Source organism: Kitasatospora sp. YST-16 (assembly GCF_026802215.1).
Taxonomy (GTDB): Bacteria; Actinomycetota; Actinomycetes; order Streptomycetales; family Streptomycetaceae; genus Kitasatospora; species Kitasatospora cineracea.
The window spans coordinates 4,375,256-4,392,121 of record NZ_CP113837.1; the positions used below are offsets into that span (position 1 = coordinate 4,375,256).

Here is a 16,866-nt window from a genome sequence, read left to right on the forward strand (position 1 = left end):
TGAGCTGAAGACCGGCTGCCGCCTCGCCCGAGGCTGACCGGTCATGCGCTCGGAGGGCGGGTCAGATCTCGCTGAGGTCGACCTCGACCGCGAACGGAGCGGTTGCCCTGACCGTGCCCGTGAACACGTCCGCGTCGCGGTAGGACCGGCTCGCGGGGTCGAGGAGGTAGGTGTAGACGATGGGGACGCCGTTGGCGGTCTGCTCGATCCGCCAGTAGAAGGCGATGCCGGCCTGGGCGTACTGATCCGCCTTCACGATGCGGTCCGTGGTCTCCGAGCCCGGTAATACGACCTCGACGACCAGGAGGACGTGCTCCGGGCGGGTAGGTGTGATGTCGATGGTCTCAGCTCGGTAGACCGCGACGTCGGGTCGCCGGTTGGTGAGCGGCACGTCCTGCAACCGGACATCGAAGTCCGTGTCGGCGTTCCAGTCCGGACCGGCGGCCGCATCCAGGGCGTTCGCCAGGATCCGGGCCAAGCGGTTGTGCCGCTTGGACGCACTCGGGCTCACGACGACCATCCCGTCCACGATCTCGATACCCGTGCACTGCTCCTCGGACCAGGAGTCGTACTCGTCAGCGGTGATCTGGTGGTGCATCCACTCGGGAGTGACCATCTCGGCGGCCATCGGCGTACCTCCTCTGGCTCGACGGGCCCGGTGCTGCTGGGCTCAGCGTACTGTTCTGCGGCCCTTGGATCCGCTCCACGGATCGGACGGCCCACCCGTGGCAGCGCGTCGACGCGGCCATGCGCACCGAGTTCCCCGCGGGGTACGCGGCCTTTTCGGCGTATCGACGGGAAGGCGATCACGACACCACGGAGCACGGAACCCTCCAGCACTCAGGTCGATGCAGGAGGACGGCCCGCAGCGGACCCCTGCTCTGACGGAAGGCCGGCGTGCGGGAGGGGCGCCCTCGCCCGGGAGCGGTCGGCTGGGATGCCGCCGCCATGGCGAACCGGCTGGCCCACGCGACCTCCCCGTACCTGCAGCAGCGCGTCGAGAACCCCGTCGACTGGTGGGAGCGGGGCCCGAGGCGTTCGCGGAGGCGGAGCGGCAGGGGTGCCGGTGTTGTTGAGCGTGGGGTACGCGGCGTGTCACTGGTGCCAGTAGCTGAAGACAACCGGCAGTTCTGACCTGGAGCGTTGTCGAACAGTACTGAGACGGACATGAATGGTGATGGCCTGGAAGGCGGAGGCCGTCGTGTCACCGAATCGGCGGATCAGCGGGCCTGCCGCGTTGTAGCGTGGTATCGGCCTACCTGCACGGAGGAGACGTGACCGCACAGCCGGAGCACCGCGCCGAAGAGCTGATCCCGCGCCCGGAGCGGACCATCACCGCCCTCAAGGCTGCCCTTGCCGTCGTGGCCCCGGACCGTCTGTTGGAGATGCAGACCGAGCAGGCTGAAGCGATCACCAAGGCCATCGACTCCGACACCCTCGATCCTCTCCGGGGGTTCCTTCTGCGGTGGGCTGTCGTGGTTGAGATCGAACGGCATCCAGTGACAGCCTCCAAGCTCCGCAGGGCCGAGTACCTCATGCAAGTGGCGGAGGATCCTGATGACTCCCGGCGTCATGCTCTCACCGCTGCCGAGATCATCCGAGCCGCTTACCAGGTACTGGGCGAATGACGTGGTCCTGGGAGTACCTCCCCAGTGAGGAATACGTGATCGGCGGAGCGCCGCCGGCCTTCGTCGCCGAAGTCGAGAGGAAGGCTGACGAGCTGGTTCGAGCTGCGGAAGTCCTCTACCTCGACGGGACCTCGTACCGGGGTGAGAACCCCAAGAGCAAGACAGCCGACGTCCCCGGCGGCATGTTCGAGTACCTGACCGTCGTACGACACGAGCAGATCTACATCGTCCAGGTCACGTACCTATAGGTCGTAAGGACACCCGTCTGTGCTGCTGCGAGTGGAGGTATTGGCCTACGACGCACCCTGTGAGCGGTGCTCATTCTCGTTCCGGTGGGTATTCGCGCTGCTACCTTCCCACCAGCCGGGCGGCGACGAATTCACGACCACGGACTTTCCCGAAGCCGTTGAGACGGCTCGCACCATCCTGTCGGCGTCCGGCAGCGAGATCGGTCTCCGTGGACAGCTGAGGGACCGGCCGGCATGGCAGCGAGGTCGCAGCTTCCATCCGAACCGGTGTGACGCGTGTGGGCATCAGGCAGATTGGCATGTTTTCGAAAAGGTCCTCGACCGGGCCATGTACGGCGGCTGGATCCACGTCGCTGAGGGCCGTGTGCCCGTAGCCCAGCGGCGGTCGATCAGAGGTAGGGGACAGGGCATTTTCTGGCCGCACTGCTGATCGCGCCCTTCCTCGCCCCTCGTCGCAGTGGGTGCGGTGATTTGTATAACAAGCGCACACGTGGAGTGACCGGCGTGGGATGATTTGCGCACGTGGCGTTGTCGTGTCCAGGTGGGGGGACATTGGCGCAGTGGATGGAGCAGTTGGTCCAGGCCGTGGACCAGGTGCTGGCTGGTGAGGGCCGTTCCGGTGGCCGTGCGGAGTCTCCCAGGCACACGAAGGTCGGGGACGTCCACTATCTGGAGGACGGCTGGTACGGACTGCCCACCTATGCGAGCCGGATCGACCCCGACGACCTCCAGGACATGCGGCTGGCCACCGGGGCCGGGCCCGACGATCAGCGGGGGCGGTCCTTCACCGTACTCGGCTGGCGGGTCGAGTCGGAGCGGGTGCGACTTCAGGTGGCGACCCACGCGCCCCGGAGCGGAATGTCGCTGTGGGCGGTGCGGCGACCGCTCGACTTCCTGGTGCGCTCGCTGCGGGAAGCGTTGGCGACCCTGCCGGTCAACGGACTCACGGAGCGACTGGTCGGGGGCCGGATCGACGCGGTCGCACCGTCGGATGCCTCGGCCTGCGACGGTGTGTTGAAGGACGGTCAGGCACAGGCGTACCTGGCCTGCACTTCGCCAGGCCTGCGGTTGGTCTGGGGGCCACCTGGGACCGGTAAGACGACTGTGCTGACCCGGGCGTTGAGCGACCTGGCTCTGCGGGGCAAACGGGTTCTGCTGGTCTCCGGCACCAACGTGGCGGTGGACAACGCATTGGAGGGGGTGCTCAAGGACCGCTCCTCGCTGCCACCTGGCCTGATGGTCCGAGTCGGTTCTCCCGCGCTCCGCCACGTGGCCGAGGACCCGCGAGTCTCGCTACCCCTGCTGGTGCGCGCCAAGGTGGCAGAAGCCGAGCGAGCGGTGGAAGACGTCACCGAGCAACTCGCCGCCCTGGCCGGCGAACCCGAGCTGACCGAACTGCGCGATGCGGAGGCCCGACTCGCCGGTTTTGATCCCGACACGTACGAGCGGGCAAAGGGACGCCTTGCCCACGGCCGCCTGGTGGAGCGCCTCGCCACCGAACTGGAGGCGGCCGAAATGGGCGAGGCCGGCGCCCGATCCCGGAGTGAGCGGGCTGCCGTCGATCACCGGGAGGCGCTGACGCGCTGGGAAAGTTGGGCACCTCAGCGGGCTCTGCTGGAACAGGTGGCGAAGTGGCGGGCCGAGATCGGGAAGGGCGAGCAGAGCCAGCGGCAATTGAGGGCGGCCCTGCTCGACGCCGAGGCCGCTCTTGCCGCTCTGGACACGGAGCAACGCGAACTCGACGGACGAAGTCGCTTGCGGACCAGACGGCGACGTGGCGAGATCCAGCGCGAACGAGCCGAGCAGGGCCGACGCCGTGACGCCCTCCACCAGCAGGTCGTCCAAGCCGCCGGGACCTACGCCGCCCACCACGACGTGCTGCGCCGCCACATCGCTCAGGCACGGGCGGCAGCCCACCCCGTCGATGACACCGCGCTGCGCCTGCAACTGGCATTGATCGATTCGACCGCCGCCGACCAGGCCAAGGTGGACCAAGATTTCGCCCTCGCCCGGCAGACGGCGCAGACCGCCGGACACCGACTGCGTGCGGCCCAGCAGGATCACCACCCTCAGCCCGGGGACGCCGATCTGGTGGCCGTCTCCGACAACGCCGGCCTTCCCCGGCTGACTGTCCGGCTTCGGGAACTGCAGGCCTCCTGCGCCGGACTGCTGGCCAGGCAAGGCGAGCTGGAGCGCGAGCACGAGCGGCTCGTGCGGGAGCTGGCACGCCGACGCTCCCAAGCCGAACCCGAGCTGATCCGCAGGGCGAACGTGGTCGCCACCACGCTCGCCCGGCTGCGGCTCAACCGGACCGTGGCCGAAGGGCCTTATGACGTTGTCCTGGTCGACGAGGCCGGGGCCGCGCTGTTGCCCGAACTGATCGTCGCGGTCGCCAAGGCCCGGGAGACCGTCGTCCTGTTCGGCGATTTCTGCCAGCTCGGCCCGGTCATGCCCAAGCGCGTGCCGAAGCAGCCGGAGCTGGAGCGGTGGATTCGTACGGACTGCTTCGAGCTGGTGGGCATCCGCACGCCCGCCGACGCATTGGCGCACCCTGGCTGCGCGGCGCTGCTCACCACGCACCGGTTCGGACCCGACACCACCGATCTGGTCAACCGGATCGTCTACGGCGGCATGCTCAGGTCGGCCCGCCCGGTGCGGGACCGGGGTCTCGATCCGGAGATCGTCCTGGTCACGACCGACGGGCTCGGTGAGGAAGACGACGGAATCGCTTCCGTGAGGCGGGTGCCGGGTGAGAAGGGCCGCTGGTGGGTGGCCGGCAGCCTGCTGGCCACCGCACTGGCCGAGCGCCACCACGATGAGGGCGAGAGCGTCGGCATCGTCACGCCGTACAAACTGCAGGCCCAGGTGACGCACGACTGGCTCCACGACCAGGGCCGCCTCTTCCGGAGCCCCGAGGTGGAGGTGGGCACCGCGCACCGGTTCCAGGGCCGGGAGTTCGACGTGGTCGTCCTGGATCTGGTGGAGGACGGTGTGCTTGCGGGATGGGCAGCTGTCGGCGACTTCAAGGACGCGCGGTCGTACCCGAGGGACGGTGCCAGGCTCTTCAACGTGGGTGCGACGCGGGCTCGTCAGCGTGTCTACGTGCTCGCGGCCTGGGACGCCGTCGCAAGGGCGGAGAACGGGACGGTCCTGGCCCAGCTACGGGACATGGCGAGAGCGGAGCCCGAGGCACTGGTGCGCGGAGTCCGCTCCGATCAGCTCCTCGGCCTGCCGGCTGCTGAGTCGCCGGGGTTGAACTCGCTGCAACAGGAGATCTGGCGGGCCTTCGAAGGTCATGTCCGGTACACCGCCATCCACGACGAGGACACTTACTACCCCGATGCCCTTGACGCCATTGACCAGGCCCGCCACAGCATTTGGCTCTGGTCGCCCTGGTACACCAAGCGCATGTGGGAGGTACTCCCGCACCTGCACGACGCGCGCCGCCGCGGTGTGCGGATCCACCTCTTCGTCACCAATGAGAGCGACAGCCTGCTGCAGGGCCAGCTGGCGAAGCCGGACACCGCGGCCGACGCCGCCCGCCGACTGCCGGAACTCAAGGCGGTGGCCGACACGGTGGTGGAGATCAAGGACATGCACCAGAAGATCCTGGTGATCGACGAGCAACTCTGTTTCCTCGGCAGCCTCAACACCTTGTCCCATGCGCCCGGCGGGCAGGGGCGCCGCGAGATCATGGTCCCGTTCCGGGGGCGCCGCTTCGCCCGCCACATCCTCGATCACGAGGACGCCGAATTCTTGCTCCACCCGCCCGTCTGCCCCGACCACGGAGACCAGGCCGAGCTGCGCAAGTACACGATCCCGTCCAAGCAGCGCCCCGCAAGGTCACCGCATACGACCAACCACCCGGCCCAGCGCTACTTCGTCTGGGCCTGTCCCACCCGCATGGCCGTGACCAAACCCGACGGCACCACCGGCACCGTCGGCTGCGACAGACGCAAGGCTCTGCGCCCGGAGGAGGCCGGGTACCTCGGAAAGCAGCCGTCGCTGTAGCCGTCAGGCTCGTGCTCGCCCTCGGGGGGCTCCGTTTCCGGACACGTCGTTCGGGGCCGTGGTTCCCGTCGTCTGTCGGCCGACGGCCTTCTCTCTTCGGGCTTCGAGAAGAAGCCTCTCATCGGGAGGCCCCGGGGTCGGCATCGCCCGGACGGTCGATCCGAGGCGTGCCATCAGGGGAGTAACCGACCGCAACGATGCCGGTCGGACCGACCCGTTCCTCCACCATGGCCTTGAGAGCTTCCTCGGGGGCTCTGTGGTGAAGACCAGAGCGGGGTTCTCTTGAGTGCGAGCAAGAGACATGGAAACGGAAGTCCTTGACGTCCGTCCTCGTGATTTTGGTCGGGCGCACCTTCACTGCACACTATGGCTGTTCGGAAGACTCTGGCTGACCTGAGCTCACGAGCGCTCCTGTCAGGGCGCGCACTTGGGCCAGGACAGTGGCCATGAAGCGGTCGCGATGTGACCGGGTGGGCCGATTGCCCAGCCCCGGCCGGTGCGCAGAGCGGACTACCTGACGGCCTCATGGCACTGACAGGCTGCGGCCGGTGCCTGCTTGGCCCGGGGAGCGATCCGGCAGTGCCGGAGAGCCGATCGATGCCCTGAGACTGTGCTGCTGCGAAGCGTCGGCGCAGGTCGGGAGGGGGCAGATCCTCGACGGAGGGGCTTCGCACGACGCCAGGTCGTTGGATACTTGTCCGCATGGTGAACCGCCTGGCCGATGCCACGTCCCCGTACCTGCAGCAGCACGCCGAGAACCCCGTCGACTGGTGGGAGTGGGGCCCCGAGGCGTTCGCGGAGGCGGAGCGGCGGGGGGTGCCGGTGCTGCTGAGTGTCGGTTATGCCGCCTGCCACTGGTGTCACGTGATGGCGCACGAGTCGTTCGAGGACGAGGTGACGGCGGGGTTCCTGAACGAGCGGTTCGTGGCGGTGAAGGTCGACCGGGAGGAGCGGCCGGACGTCGACGCGGTGTACATGGAGGCGGTGCAGGCGGCCACGGGGCAGGGCGGGTGGCCGATGACGGTGTTCCTGACGCCGGGGAAGGAGCCGTTCTACTTCGGGACGTACTTCCCGCCGGAGCCGCGGCACGGGATGCCCTCGTTCCGGCAGGTGCTGGAGGGGGTGGACAAGGCGTGGACGGGGCGGCGCGAGGAGGTGGCGGAGGTCGCGGCGCGGATCGGGCGGGGCCTGGCGGAGCGGGCCTCGGTGTACGCGGTGGGCAGCGGGGTGGCGGAGCTGCCGGGGGAGGGTGAACTGCACGGGGCGGTCGTGGAGTTGACGCGGTCGTTCGACGAGCGGCGGGGCGGGTTCGGCGGGGCGCCGAAGTTCCCGCCGTCGATGGTGCTGGAGTTCCTGCTGCGGCACCACGCGCGGACCGGGTCCGAGGCGGCGCTGCAGATGGTGGAGCGCACCTGCGAGGCGATGGCGCGCGGCGGGATCTACGACCAGCTGGGCGGCGGCTTCGCCCGGTACGCGGTGGACGCGACCTGGACGGTGCCGCACTTCGAGAAGATGCTCTACGACAACGCGCTGCTGCTGCGGGTGTACCTGCACCTGTGGCGGGCCACCGGCGAGGAGCGGGCGCGCCGGGTCGCGCTGGAGACCGCCGACTTCCTGCTGCGCGAACTGCGCACCCCCGAGGGCGGGTTCGCCTCCGCGCTGGACGCCGACTCGCTGGACGCGGCGAGCGGGAAGAACGCCGAGGGCGCGTACTACGCCTGGACGCCCGAACAGCTGGAGCAGGTGCTGGGGGCGGCGGACGCCGCCGTGGCGGTCGGGCTGTTCGACGTCACCGGGACGTTCGAGCACGGCAGTTCGGTGCTGCGGCTGGTCGAGGACCCGCAGGACGAGGAGAAGTACCGGGAGATCCGGGCGAAGCTGTTCGAGGCGCGGGCCGGGCGCCCGGCCCCCGCGCGGGACGACAAGGTGGTGGCGGCCTGGAACGGCCTGGCGATCGCCGCGCTCGCCGAGGCCGGCGCGCTGCTGGAGCGCCCCGACCTGGTCGAGGCCGCCGAGCGCGCCGCCGACCTGCTGATCGCCGTCCACCTCACGGCCGAGGGGCGGCTGCTGCGCACCTCCCGGGACGGGCGGGCGGGCGCCAACGCGGGCGTGCTGGAGGACTACGCGGACACCGCCGAGGGCTTCCTCGCGCTGTACGCCGTCACCGGGGAGAGCTCCTGGCTGCAACTGGCCGGGGAGCTCCTCGACCTGGTGCTGCTGCACTTCACCGACGAGGCGTCCGGCGCGCTGTACGACACCGCCGACGACGCCGAGCAGTTGATCCGCCGCCCGCAGGACCCCACCGACAACGCCACCCCGTCCGGTTGGACCGCCGCCGCCGGCGCCCTGCTCACGTACGCCGCGTACACCGGCTCGGCGCGCCACCGCACCGCCGCCGAACGGGCGTTGGGCATCGTCTCCACCCTCGGCACCCGCGCCCCCCGGTTCACCGGCTGGGGCCTGGCCGTCGCCGAGGCGTTGCTCGACGGGCCCCGCGAGGTCGCCGTGGTCGGCCCGGCCGGCGACCCGGACCGGACCGCGCTGCACCTGGCCGCGCTGCGCTCCACCGCGCCCGGCGCGGCCGTCGCCGTCGGCGAACCCGGCGACACCGAGGTGCCGCTGCTCGCCGACCGGCCGCTGCTGGACGGCCGGCCCGCCGCGTACGTGTGCCGGCACTTCGCCTGCGAGCGCCCCACGGCGGACGCCGCCGAACTCGCCGCCCGCCTGCGGGGGAAGTAGCGGACCGGAAAAACCCGCTGGTCACGGACGGCCGCGGCGGGGGAGGATGCGGCCATGGGCTGGACACTCACCACGTCACTGGACGCGTTCCGCACCGCAGCCGGGGCCTTCCTCGCGGCCGATCCCGTCGAGAACACCGTGCTGCTCACCATCCTCGACCGCATCGACCGGGACGGACCGCGGGCCTACGGCGAAACGCCGCCCGAGTACGGCTGGTGGTGCGAACCGGACGGCACCGTCACCGGCGCCACCCTGCGCACCCCGCCGTACGGGCAGCGCCTCGGCCGGATGGGCACCGCCGCCGCCGAGGAGCTCGCCCGGGCGCTCGCCGACCGGCCGCAGCGGCCCGAGGACGCGGGCGGCGGCCGGGAGACGGTGTTCGCCTTCGCCGCCGAATGGGCCCGGCGCACCGGCCTCGACTGGGCCGTCGCCTCCGACGAACGGCTGTACCGGCTCGGCGAGTTGACCCCGCCGCCGGCCCCGCCCGCCGGGCGCCCCCGCCCCGCCGCGCCCGCGGACCGGGAGCTGGTCGCGCACTGGCTCGCCGCGTTCTGCACCGAGGCCGGGATCAGCGCCCCCGGCGACGTGCGGGCCGACGCCGACCAGCGGATCGCCGCCGGCACCCTGCTGCTCTGGGAGGCCGGCGACGGCCGCACCACCGCCCTGGCCGGAGCGAGCCCGGCCGTCGCCGGCATGTCCCGGATCGGCCCCGTCTACACCCCGCCCGAGCACCGCGGCCACGGCTACGCGAGCGCCCTGACGGCGGCGGCCTCCGCCCGCGCCCGGGCCGGCGGCGCGGCCGAGGTGCTGCTCTACACCGACCTCGCCAACCCCACCAGCAACGCGATCTACCAGCGCATCGGCTACGTCCCGGTCGGCGACGCGGCGAACGTCGTCTTCCGCTGAACCGGAGGACCGCGGCGCGCTACTCCCAGTCCCAGCGCAGGCCGAGCAGGCAGGGCGGCAGGTCGGCGGCGACCAGGTGGGCGCAGTGGTGGCCGTCGAGGGTCAACTCCTCGGTCTCCAGCGGGGACTGGCCGGGGGTGCGCAGGGTGAAGCGGTCGCAGCGGACCGGGAGGGCGGCGGCGGAGAAGGTGACCTGCAGGACGTACTGGCCGGCGCCCGCGTTGAAGCCGCGGACGTACTCGTGGCTGGGCCCGGCCGACGGGGCCTCGTCGAAGCCGTAGCCCAGCAGGTGGGTGTCGCCGGTGCGCAGGCGGCGGTCGAGGAGGAGCTCGGCGACCAGCAGGTTGGCGGCGGGGTCGCGGCGGATCCGGCCGGGCCGGCAGTTCTCCTCGGCCCGGACCCGGACGCGTTCGATGTCGCAGCCCGGGTCGCCCTGGTAGATGGCCAGGTAGCGGTCGATGCCGTCGCGGTGCGCGCGCAGCACGTGCTGGGAGTCGCGGCGCAGCAGCTGCCGGTCCGCGCCGACCCGGATCCGCTCGATGTGGGTGATGGTGTGCAGGCCGGTGTCGGGCGGTCCGGACAGGACGGCGAGCAGCCCGTCGACGGCCTCGGCGGGGCTGATCAGGTCCCGGTAGGGGCGGACCGCCGGGCCGGCCGGCGCGGGGTCGGGGACGCTGCGGCGGGGGCCGAGCAGCCGGGTCAGCGAGTGTTCGGGCAGGTCCAGCAGCTCCTCCAGCACCGCGACGGCGCGCAGCGACTCGGCCCGCTCGGGCCGCCGCAGCCCCTGCTGCCAGTAGCTGAGGCTGGTCACCCCGACCCGCACGCCGCGCTGTGCGAGCCGTTCGCGCAGCCGGTGCAGAGCCAGCCCGCGGGCGGCGATCGCGGCCCGCAGCGCGAGGTGGAACGGCCCGGTGCGCAGGGCGAGGGCCAGGTCGGACGGTGCGGTCGGCTGCTGCATGGCCACCTCCTCGATCGACCGTGAATATTCACACCTCGCGGCCGCCTTGTCATCGGGCCGGACGATATCCGCGCTGCCCAGGTCCGCCGCGTTCACACCGCCGCCGACCCCGTTCACACCCCGGCCGCCGGGCGGGCCGCGGCCGTTGACCCGCGCCCCGGCCCGGCCGGATGCTCGTCCCGCGCCGTCCGGACGCCGCCCCCCACATCCACTCCTCGCCCCTGCCAGGAGGCCGAACCCCCATGCCACACCTCCCGATCCGGCTGCGCCGGACGGCCGCCGCACTCGCCCTGGGCGTCCTCGCCCCGGTGCTGGGCACGGCCGCCACCGCCACCCCCGCCCAGGCGGCCACCGCCCCCACGACGACGGCCGCCGCGCCCGTCGCGCCCCAGGCCCCGGCGCTGGCCGGCACCTCGCGCATCCTCAACCTCACCATGCAGGCCCAGCAGCAGAGCAACTGGTGCTGGGCGGCCAGCGGCAACACCATCGCCACGTACTACGGCTACACCTACAGCCAGAACCAGTTCTGCAACCTCGCCTTCGGACGCTCCGTCAACTCCTCCTGCCCCAACAGCCAGGCCAGCCTGGCCGAGGTGCAGAACGCGCTGTACCGGATCGGCATCAGCACCGGCTCGTACGTCAACGGCTACCTGCGCTACACCACCGTGCAGGGCGAGATCGACGCCGGCCGGCCCGTCGAGACCCGGATCCAGTGGAGCTCCGGCGGCGGCCACATGAACGTCCTCTACGGCTACGACACCGGCAGCAACTGGCTGTACTGGGGCGACCCGTGGCCGTCCGACTACCGCTACAACTGGGGCGACTACAACTACTACGTGAGCAACGGCTCCTTCTCCTGGACCCATTCCCTGTACCGGATCGGCGCGTGAGGAGCCCCGCCATGAACAGCCACCACCGCGTCCGCACCGCCCGCACCGCGACCGCCCTCACCGCCGTCGCGCTCGCCCTCGTCCTCGCGCCCGCGGCCCACGCCGCCGACGCCCCCGGGGCCCCCGCCGCACCCGGCGCCGGCGAACTCGCCGCCGCCCGCACCGCGACCCAACAGCCCGCCGTTCTCGACAAGTTGGGGCACTTCTTCGCCCGCAAGGGCGTGCCGCCCACCCAGCAGCTCGGGATCAGCGCGGCCGACGAGGCCAAGGCCGCGACCGCCGCCGCACCCCGGCTCACCGGGGACACCGTGCCCGTCTACACCCTCTCCGCCGCCTTCGTCTCCGGCCGGGCCGGGGCCGAGGTCGCCGAGGCCGGGTTCACCGCGACGACCGCCGTCGCCGCGGACGGACAGCGCGCCTCGGTCTGGACCGCCCGGCAGAACGGAAGCTGGCGGGTCGTCAACATCGCCTCCGGCAGCGACGAGGCCGACTACGCCGCCAAGGCCGCGGCCGACGGCGGCACCGCCTTCCGCGAACCCCAGATCAACGCCTGGTACGAGCTCAAGGACGGCCGCGTCCTGCCGCTCGACGACGAGGCCCGCCGCTCGGTCGGCGCCCGCGGCAGCACCGTCGCCGCCTACCAGCGGCTGGTGCGGCAGCGCTACGGGGACAAGCTGCCCGGCTCCGCGTACGACGCCTCCGGCAAGGCCGGCGGCTTCACCGCGGAGAACGCCGAACCGCAACCCGACCGGACGGCGCCGCTGCTCACCGCGGGCAGCGCGATCGGGCTGACCGCCCTGGCCGGCACGGCGCTGGGCCTGCGGCGCCGCAAGGCCCGCATCAAGTACTGACGCGCACATCGAGCACCGGACCTGCACCAGGACGCCCGCCGTCGGAGACGGCGGGCGTCCGCCGTGCGGGTGTGAAGGCAGGCCCTAGCGGGCGGTGCCGGCGAAGGTGCGGCGGTAGGCGAGGGGGGAGACGCCGATCGCGCTGTGCAGGTGCTGGCGCAGCGAGACGGGGTTGGCGAAGCCGACGCGGGTGGCGATCTGGTCGATGGTGAGGTCGGTGGCCTCCAGGAGGTGGCGGGCCAGGGCGATGCGCTGCTGGGTGAGCCAGCGGCCGGGGCTCTGGCCGGTCTCCTCCTGGAAGCGGCGGGCGAAGGTGCGGGTGCTCATGGCGGCGTGGGCGGCGAGTTCGGCGAGGGTCAGCGGCCGGTGGAGCCGGGTGAGCGCCCACTCGCGGGTGGGGGCGGTGCCGGCGCTGCCGGTGGTGGGGACGGGCCGCACGACGTACTGGGCCTGGCCGCCCTCGCGCCAGGGCGGGACGACGCAGATCCGGGCGGCCCGGTTGGCGGCGGCGGTGCCGTGGTCGCTGCGCAGGACGTGCAGGAAGAGGTCGATGCCGGAGGCGGCGCCCGCCGAGGTGAGGACGTCGCCGTCGTCGACGAACAGCACGTCGGGGTCGAGCCGGACGCGCGGGAAGAGCGCGCGGAAGCGGTCGGCGAGGGCCCAGTGGGTGGTGGCGGGGCGGCCGTCGAGGAGTCCGGCGGCGGCGAGGACGAAGGCGCCGGTGCAGATGGAGATCAGCCGGGTGCCGGGCCGGACCAGGTCGAGCGCGGCGGCGGTCGCCGGGTCGAGCGCGGCGGTCTCGGGGACGGGCGCGAACGGCGGGATCACCACGGTGTCGGCCTCGGCGAGGACCTCGGGCCCGTGGTCGGGGACGACGGCGAAGTCGGCGTCGGCGCGGACCGGCCGGCCGTCGACGGTGCAGGTGGACAGCCGGTAGAGGCCGTCGGTGCTGCCGAACACCCGCTTGGGGATGCCCAGTTCGAACGGGTACACGCCGTCCAGGGCGAGCACGGCGACCCGGTGCGGCGCCGGAGCGGGGGCGGTGGCCATGGCGGACCTCCTGGCAGGATCCCATCGGATGGTGACCATCATGCCACTCACGTCCGGCCGCCCGCCGCCGCGAGGCTGGAGCACATGACGACGGACCGGACGAACACGAACACGAACACGAACACGAGCGCGGGCGCGGACACGATGCGCGCAGTCAGCCAGGACGTCCTCGGCGGCCCCGAGGTGCTGCGGGTGGTGGAGCGCCCCCGCCCGCGCCCGGGGGCGAGCGAGGTGCTGGTACGGGTCCGGGCGGCGGGCCTGAACCCGACCGACTGGAAGCACCGGGCGGCCGGGATCTTCCTCGGCGCGCCGCCGTTCGTGCTCGGCTGGGACGTGGCGGGCACGGTCGAGGCGGTCGGCCTCGGCGTCACGCTGTTCGCGCCGGGCGACGAGGTGTTCGGCATGCTGCCCTACCCGCACGGGGTCGGCGCGCACGCCGAGTACGTGACCGGCCCGGCCCGGGCCTTCGTCCGCCGCCCCGCCTCGCTGGACGTGGTGCAGGCGGGCGCGCTGCCGCTGGCCGCGCTGACGGCCTGGCAGGCACTGGTGGACACCGCGCAGGTCCGGGCCGGGGACCGGGTGCTGGTGCACGCCGCGGCCGGCGGGGTCGGACACCTGGCGGTGCAGATCGCCAAGTCCCGCGGCGCGCACGTGATCGGCACCGCCAGCGCGGGCAAGCACGACTTCCTGCGCCGGATCGGGGTGGACGAGCCGGTCGACTACCGGGCGGTCGACTTCGCCGAGGCGGTGCGCGACGTCGACGTCGTGCTCGACACCATCGGCGGCGACTACCAGCTGCGTTCGCTGCGCACGCTGCGCCGGGGCGGGCTGCTGGTGTCGATCCTGCCGGTCCCGGCCGAGGGACTGGCCGAGGAGGCGGCCCGGCTCGGGGTGCGGACCGCGCTGCTGCTGGTGGAGGCCGACCACGCGGGCATGACCGCCGTCGCCGACCTCGCCGAACGCGGCCTGCTGCGGGCCGAGATCGCCGGGACGTTCCCGCTCGCCGAGGCCGCGAAGGCGCACGAGCTGGGCGACGGCGGGCGGGTCGCGGGCAAGCTGGTGCTGCTGCCGACGGACTGAGCCCGGCGCCGGCCCCGGTCAGCGGGTGCCGAGTTCCTGGAGGTGCCGCAGGGCCTGGTCGAGCAGGTCGGCGAGGTCGTCCCGGCCCTCGTGCTCGGCCCAGTACAGGGAGGTCTCGGTGAGCGCGGCGGAGATCGCGGCGGCGGTGACCCGCAGTTCGAGGGGGGAGGCGTCCGGGGCGGCCCGTTCGGTGAGCAGGTCGAGCAGCATGCCGCGCGGCTGGCCGGAGCCCTCCAGCATCCGGACCCGGACCGACGGGACGGAGGCGGCCAGCCGCATCCGCTCGTACAGCTCGGCGCGCTCGTGCTCGGCGAGCATCCGCCGGACCAGCCCGACCAGCACCTCGCGCGCCGAGGTCAGGAAGGGCTCGTCCGCCGGTCGGGCCCGGATCGCGTCGGCCATCAGCGGGTCGTACTCGTCGGTGAGCAGCAGGTCCTCCTTGACCGGGAAGTACCGGAAGAAGGTGGACGGGGAGACCTCCGCCGCGGCCGCGATCTGGTCGACGGTGGTGGCCTCCCAGCCCTGTTCGGCGAAGAGCCGCAGGGCCTCCCGGCGCAGCGCCTGACGGGTCTTCAGCTTCTTGCGCTCGCGCAGCGACAGCGGGGCCTCGACGAGTTCCTCCAGCGAACCGGGCGCGCCGGGGGAGGAGTCGGACGGTCGGGGCCGGGCGCTGCGCGGGGTGGTCATGCCGACGATTCTCCGTGATCGCCCGCCGCCGCGGCCACCGGCCGCACCGGCCCGCCCGGCACCGCACCGTCCGGCTGCTCCGAAGCACCGGACACCGGAGCACTGGACACCGGAGCACCGGACACCCCACCGCCCGGCACCGGCCCGCCCGGCCCGCCCGGTTCCGGGAGGGCGGCGGGTACGGGCCCGGGGCCCGCGCCGGGCGCCGCCGCGGGGTCGGTGCCGGGCATCCGGGCCGCGACCAGGACGGCGGAGAGCACCGCGAGGATCCCGGCGACCAGCAGCACCAGCGTCATGCCGTGCAGGTAGGCGCCGTGCGCGGACGCGGCCAGCGCCGGGTCGCCGAGCCGCTCGGCGACCGTGTCGGCGGCGGTCACCGAACCGCGGGCCGGCTGCGCGGCCGGGCCGGGCAGCCCGGTGGTGTCCAGGCGGGAGCGGTACCCGGCGGCCAGCAGGGCGCCGAAGGCGGCGACGCCGAGCGCGCCGCCGACCTGGCGGAGCGTCTGGAGCAGGCCGGAGCCGACGCCGGCCTTGGCGGGCGGCAGCAGGAGCAGCGCGGAGGCGGTCGCGGTGATCAGCACCAGACCGAGTCCGGCGCCGAACAGCGGCAGCCACAGCGCCGTCCAGCCGTAGCCGTCCCCGGCGGAGGTGCGGCTGCCGAGCAGCAGGGCCAGGCCGGTCAGCGCCAGCCCGGCGGTGATCACGCCGCGCGGGGCGAAGCGGCGCACCAGCGGTTCGCCGAGCCGGGAGGCGACCAGCAGGCCGCCCATCATCGGCATCAGGCGCAGCCCGCTGCCGAGCGCGTCGGTGCCCAGCACGCTCTGGAAGTAGGCGGGGAGGACGAAGAAGCCGCCGAGCAGGGCCACCGACACCAGGGTGACGGCGATCGCGCACCAGCGGAACACCGGTTCGGCGAGCAGCCGCAGGTCGAGCATCGGGTGCTCGGCGCGGCGGCTGCGCCGCACCAGCCAGGTCAGTGCGAGCACGGCGCCGGCCAGCGCGGCCGACACCCGGGCGTCGCCCCAGCCCAGGTCGCCGCCCTCGATGACGCCCCAGGTCAGCGCGGACAGGCCGGTGGCGGCGAGGGCGGCGGCGGGCAGGTCGATCCGGGGTGAGGCCGGGTCGGCGGACTCCGGGAGCAGCAGCAGGCAGGCGGCGGCGGCGAGCAGCACCAGCGGCACGTTGATCAGGAAGATCGAGCCCCACCAGTAGTGGCGCAGCAGCAGGCCGCCGACGATCGGGCCGAGCGGGACGCCGATCGCGGTCATGGTGGTCAACAGGGCGGTGGCGCGGCGCTGTTCGGCGGGCGGGAAGACGGCCGGGACGACCGCCATCGACATCGGCATCACGAGCGCGGCGGCCAGTCCCATCGCGGCGCGGGCGGCGATCAGCTGCCCGGGGCCGGAGGCGAGCGTGCCGAGCAGCGAGGCGGCGCCGAACAGGCCGAGGCCGAGGACCAGGGTGCGGCGGCGGCCGAACCGGTCGCCGAGCAGTCCGGCGGGCAGCAGGGCGGCGGCGAACAGCACCGTGTAGGCGTCGACGATCCACTGCTGCTGCCCGGTGCTCGCCGCCAACTGCCGGGCCAGGTCGGGCAGGGCGACGTTCAGCACGGTCGTGTCGAAGCCGATGACGAGCGCGCTGAGCGCGACCGCCACCAGGGCGATCCAGCGGCGCGGGTGCGGAGGGGCGGGCGGTGCTTGGGACACGGGCATGGCGGAGCCTCCATCGGAGAGTTTCTCTCAAATGAGAGTAACTCTCAAAAGATGGCCACCGTCAAGCGAAGAGCGGTCTGCGGGATTCCCACCTCTGGAATTGATG

13 protein-coding genes and 1 pseudogene are annotated in these 16,866 nt (G+C 72.8%); 9 read left to right on the top strand and 5 right to left on the bottom strand.

The genetic code is table 11. The features are described from left to right. Positions 1-61: 61 nt before the first annotated feature. The gene (locus tag OU787_RS20145) at positions 62-628 is read right to left on the bottom strand and encodes a Uma2 family endonuclease (RefSeq protein ID WP_030462775.1); all 567 of its coding nucleotides are present in this window, start codon (positions 626-628) and stop codon (positions 62-64) included. A 320-nt stretch (positions 629-948) separates the two neighbouring features. Between OU787_RS20145 and OU787_RS20150 the strand changes: the two are divergent. From OU787_RS20150 to OU787_RS20175, 6 genes and pseudogenes are all read left to right on the top strand, one after another. Further along, positions 949-1,105, top strand: a pseudogene (locus OU787_RS20150) (DUF255 domain-containing protein); the annotation flags it as partial. Between the two features lie 169 nt (positions 1,106-1,274). Beyond that, positions 1,275-1,628, top strand: coding sequence for a hypothetical protein (locus OU787_RS20155; protein ID WP_030462776.1), 354 nt, complete (start codon positions 1,275-1,277; stop codon positions 1,626-1,628). Continuing rightward, positions 1,625-1,876, top strand: coding sequence for a hypothetical protein (locus tag OU787_RS20160; protein ID WP_030462777.1), 252 nt, complete (start codon positions 1,625-1,627; stop codon positions 1,874-1,876). Before OU787_RS20155 ends, OU787_RS20160 begins: the two co-directional genes overlap by 4 nt. A gap of 564 nt (positions 1,877-2,440) precedes the next feature. Further along, positions 2,441-5,887: an AAA domain-containing protein gene (locus OU787_RS20165; protein ID WP_157852505.1), complete on the top strand. Its 3,447-nt coding sequence runs from the start codon at positions 2,441-2,443 to the stop codon at positions 5,885-5,887. A gap of 702 nt (positions 5,888-6,589) precedes the next feature. Next, complete coding sequence (locus OU787_RS20170; protein WP_268660210.1) at positions 6,590-8,626, top strand: thioredoxin domain-containing protein; 2,037 nt, start codon at positions 6,590-6,592, stop codon at positions 8,624-8,626. Between the two features lie 54 nt (positions 8,627-8,680). Beyond that, positions 8,681-9,532 carry a GNAT family N-acetyltransferase gene (locus tag OU787_RS20175; protein ID WP_268660211.1) on the top strand — a complete coding sequence of 284 codons (852 nt, stop codon included), beginning with the start codon at positions 8,681-8,683 and terminating at the stop codon, positions 9,530-9,532. A 19-nt stretch (positions 9,533-9,551) separates the two neighbouring features. Here OU787_RS20175 and OU787_RS20180 read toward each other — a convergent pair whose 3' ends face one another. Then, positions 9,552-10,490 carry a hypothetical protein gene (locus OU787_RS20180; RefSeq protein WP_268660212.1) on the bottom strand — a complete coding sequence of 313 codons (939 nt, stop codon included), beginning with the start codon at positions 10,488-10,490 and terminating at the stop codon, positions 9,552-9,554. A gap of 242 nt (positions 10,491-10,732) precedes the next feature. Here OU787_RS20180 and OU787_RS20185 point away from each other — a divergent pair, with 242 nt between their 5' ends. Together OU787_RS20185 and OU787_RS20190 are read left to right on the top strand one after the other, a co-directional pair. Further along, a complete protein-coding gene (locus tag OU787_RS20185) occupies positions 10,733-11,380 on the top strand; it encodes a papain-like cysteine protease family protein (RefSeq protein ID WP_268660213.1) in 648 nt (215 codons plus the stop codon). Positions 11,381-11,391: 11 nt separating this feature from the next. Next, entirely contained in the window at positions 11,392-12,231 is an 840-nt protein-coding gene (locus tag OU787_RS20190) for a hypothetical protein (RefSeq protein ID WP_268660214.1), read from the top strand. A gap of 84 nt (positions 12,232-12,315) precedes the next feature. Here the strand turns inward: OU787_RS20190 and OU787_RS20195 are convergent, their stop codons facing one another. Then, positions 12,316-13,281: a GlxA family transcriptional regulator gene (locus tag OU787_RS20195; protein ID WP_268660215.1), complete on the bottom strand. Its 966-nt coding sequence runs from the start codon at positions 13,279-13,281 to the stop codon at positions 12,316-12,318. A gap of 144 nt (positions 13,282-13,425) precedes the next feature. Here OU787_RS20195 and OU787_RS20200 point away from each other — a divergent pair, with 144 nt between their 5' ends. Beyond that, on the top strand, positions 13,426-14,361 hold the full coding sequence (locus OU787_RS20200) for an NADP-dependent oxidoreductase (protein WP_268660216.1): 936 nt from the start codon (positions 13,426-13,428) through the stop codon (positions 14,359-14,361). A gap of 18 nt (positions 14,362-14,379) precedes the next feature. Here OU787_RS20200 and OU787_RS20205 read toward each other — a convergent pair whose 3' ends face one another. Further along, complete coding sequence (locus OU787_RS20205) at positions 14,380-15,048, bottom strand: TetR family transcriptional regulator (protein ID WP_030460572.1); 669 nt, start codon at positions 15,046-15,048, stop codon at positions 14,380-14,382. Beyond that, positions 15,045-16,760 (bottom strand): MFS transporter, encoded by a 1,716-nt coding sequence (locus OU787_RS20210; RefSeq protein WP_268660217.1) that lies wholly within the window; start codon positions 16,758-16,760, stop codon positions 15,045-15,047. The genes OU787_RS20205 and OU787_RS20210 overlap by 4 nt, the downstream gene beginning before the upstream one ends. Positions 16,761-16,866: the final 106 nt, after the last annotated feature.

Bases quoted from the DNA above. Each gene is read 5' to 3' on its own strand.
- OU787_RS20180 (WP_268660212.1), bottom strand. From the start codon at position 10,490: ATGCAGCAGCCGACCGCACCGTCCGACCTGGCCCTCGCCCTGCGCACC.
- OU787_RS20205 (WP_030460572.1), bottom strand. From the start codon at position 15,048: ATGACCACCCCGCGCAGCGCCCGGCCCCGACCGTCCGACTCCTCCCCC.
- OU787_RS20190 (WP_268660214.1), top strand. From the start codon at position 11,392: ATGAACAGCCACCACCGCGTCCGCACCGCCCGCACCGCGACCGCCCTC.
- OU787_RS20175 (WP_268660211.1), top strand. From the start codon at position 8,681: ATGGGCTGGACACTCACCACGTCACTGGACGCGTTCCGCACCGCAGCC.
- OU787_RS20145 (WP_030462775.1), bottom strand. From the start codon at position 628: ATGGCCGCCGAGATGGTCACTCCCGAGTGGATGCACCACCAGATCACC.
- OU787_RS20195 (WP_268660215.1), bottom strand. From the start codon at position 13,281: ATGGCCACCGCCCCCGCTCCGGCGCCGCACCGGGTCGCCGTGCTCGCC.
- OU787_RS20185 (WP_268660213.1), top strand. From the start codon at position 10,733: ATGCCACACCTCCCGATCCGGCTGCGCCGGACGGCCGCCGCACTCGCC.
- OU787_RS20210 (WP_268660217.1), bottom strand. From the start codon at position 16,760: ATGCCCGTGTCCCAAGCACCGCCCGCCCCTCCGCACCCGCGCCGCTGG.
- OU787_RS20200 (WP_268660216.1), top strand. From the start codon at position 13,426: ATGCGCGCAGTCAGCCAGGACGTCCTCGGCGGCCCCGAGGTGCTGCGG.
- OU787_RS20165 (WP_157852505.1), top strand. From the start codon at position 2,441: ATGGAGCAGTTGGTCCAGGCCGTGGACCAGGTGCTGGCTGGTGAGGGC.
- OU787_RS20160 (WP_030462777.1), top strand. From the start codon at position 1,625: ATGACGTGGTCCTGGGAGTACCTCCCCAGTGAGGAATACGTGATCGGC.
- OU787_RS20170 (WP_268660210.1), top strand. From the start codon at position 6,590: ATGGTGAACCGCCTGGCCGATGCCACGTCCCCGTACCTGCAGCAGCAC.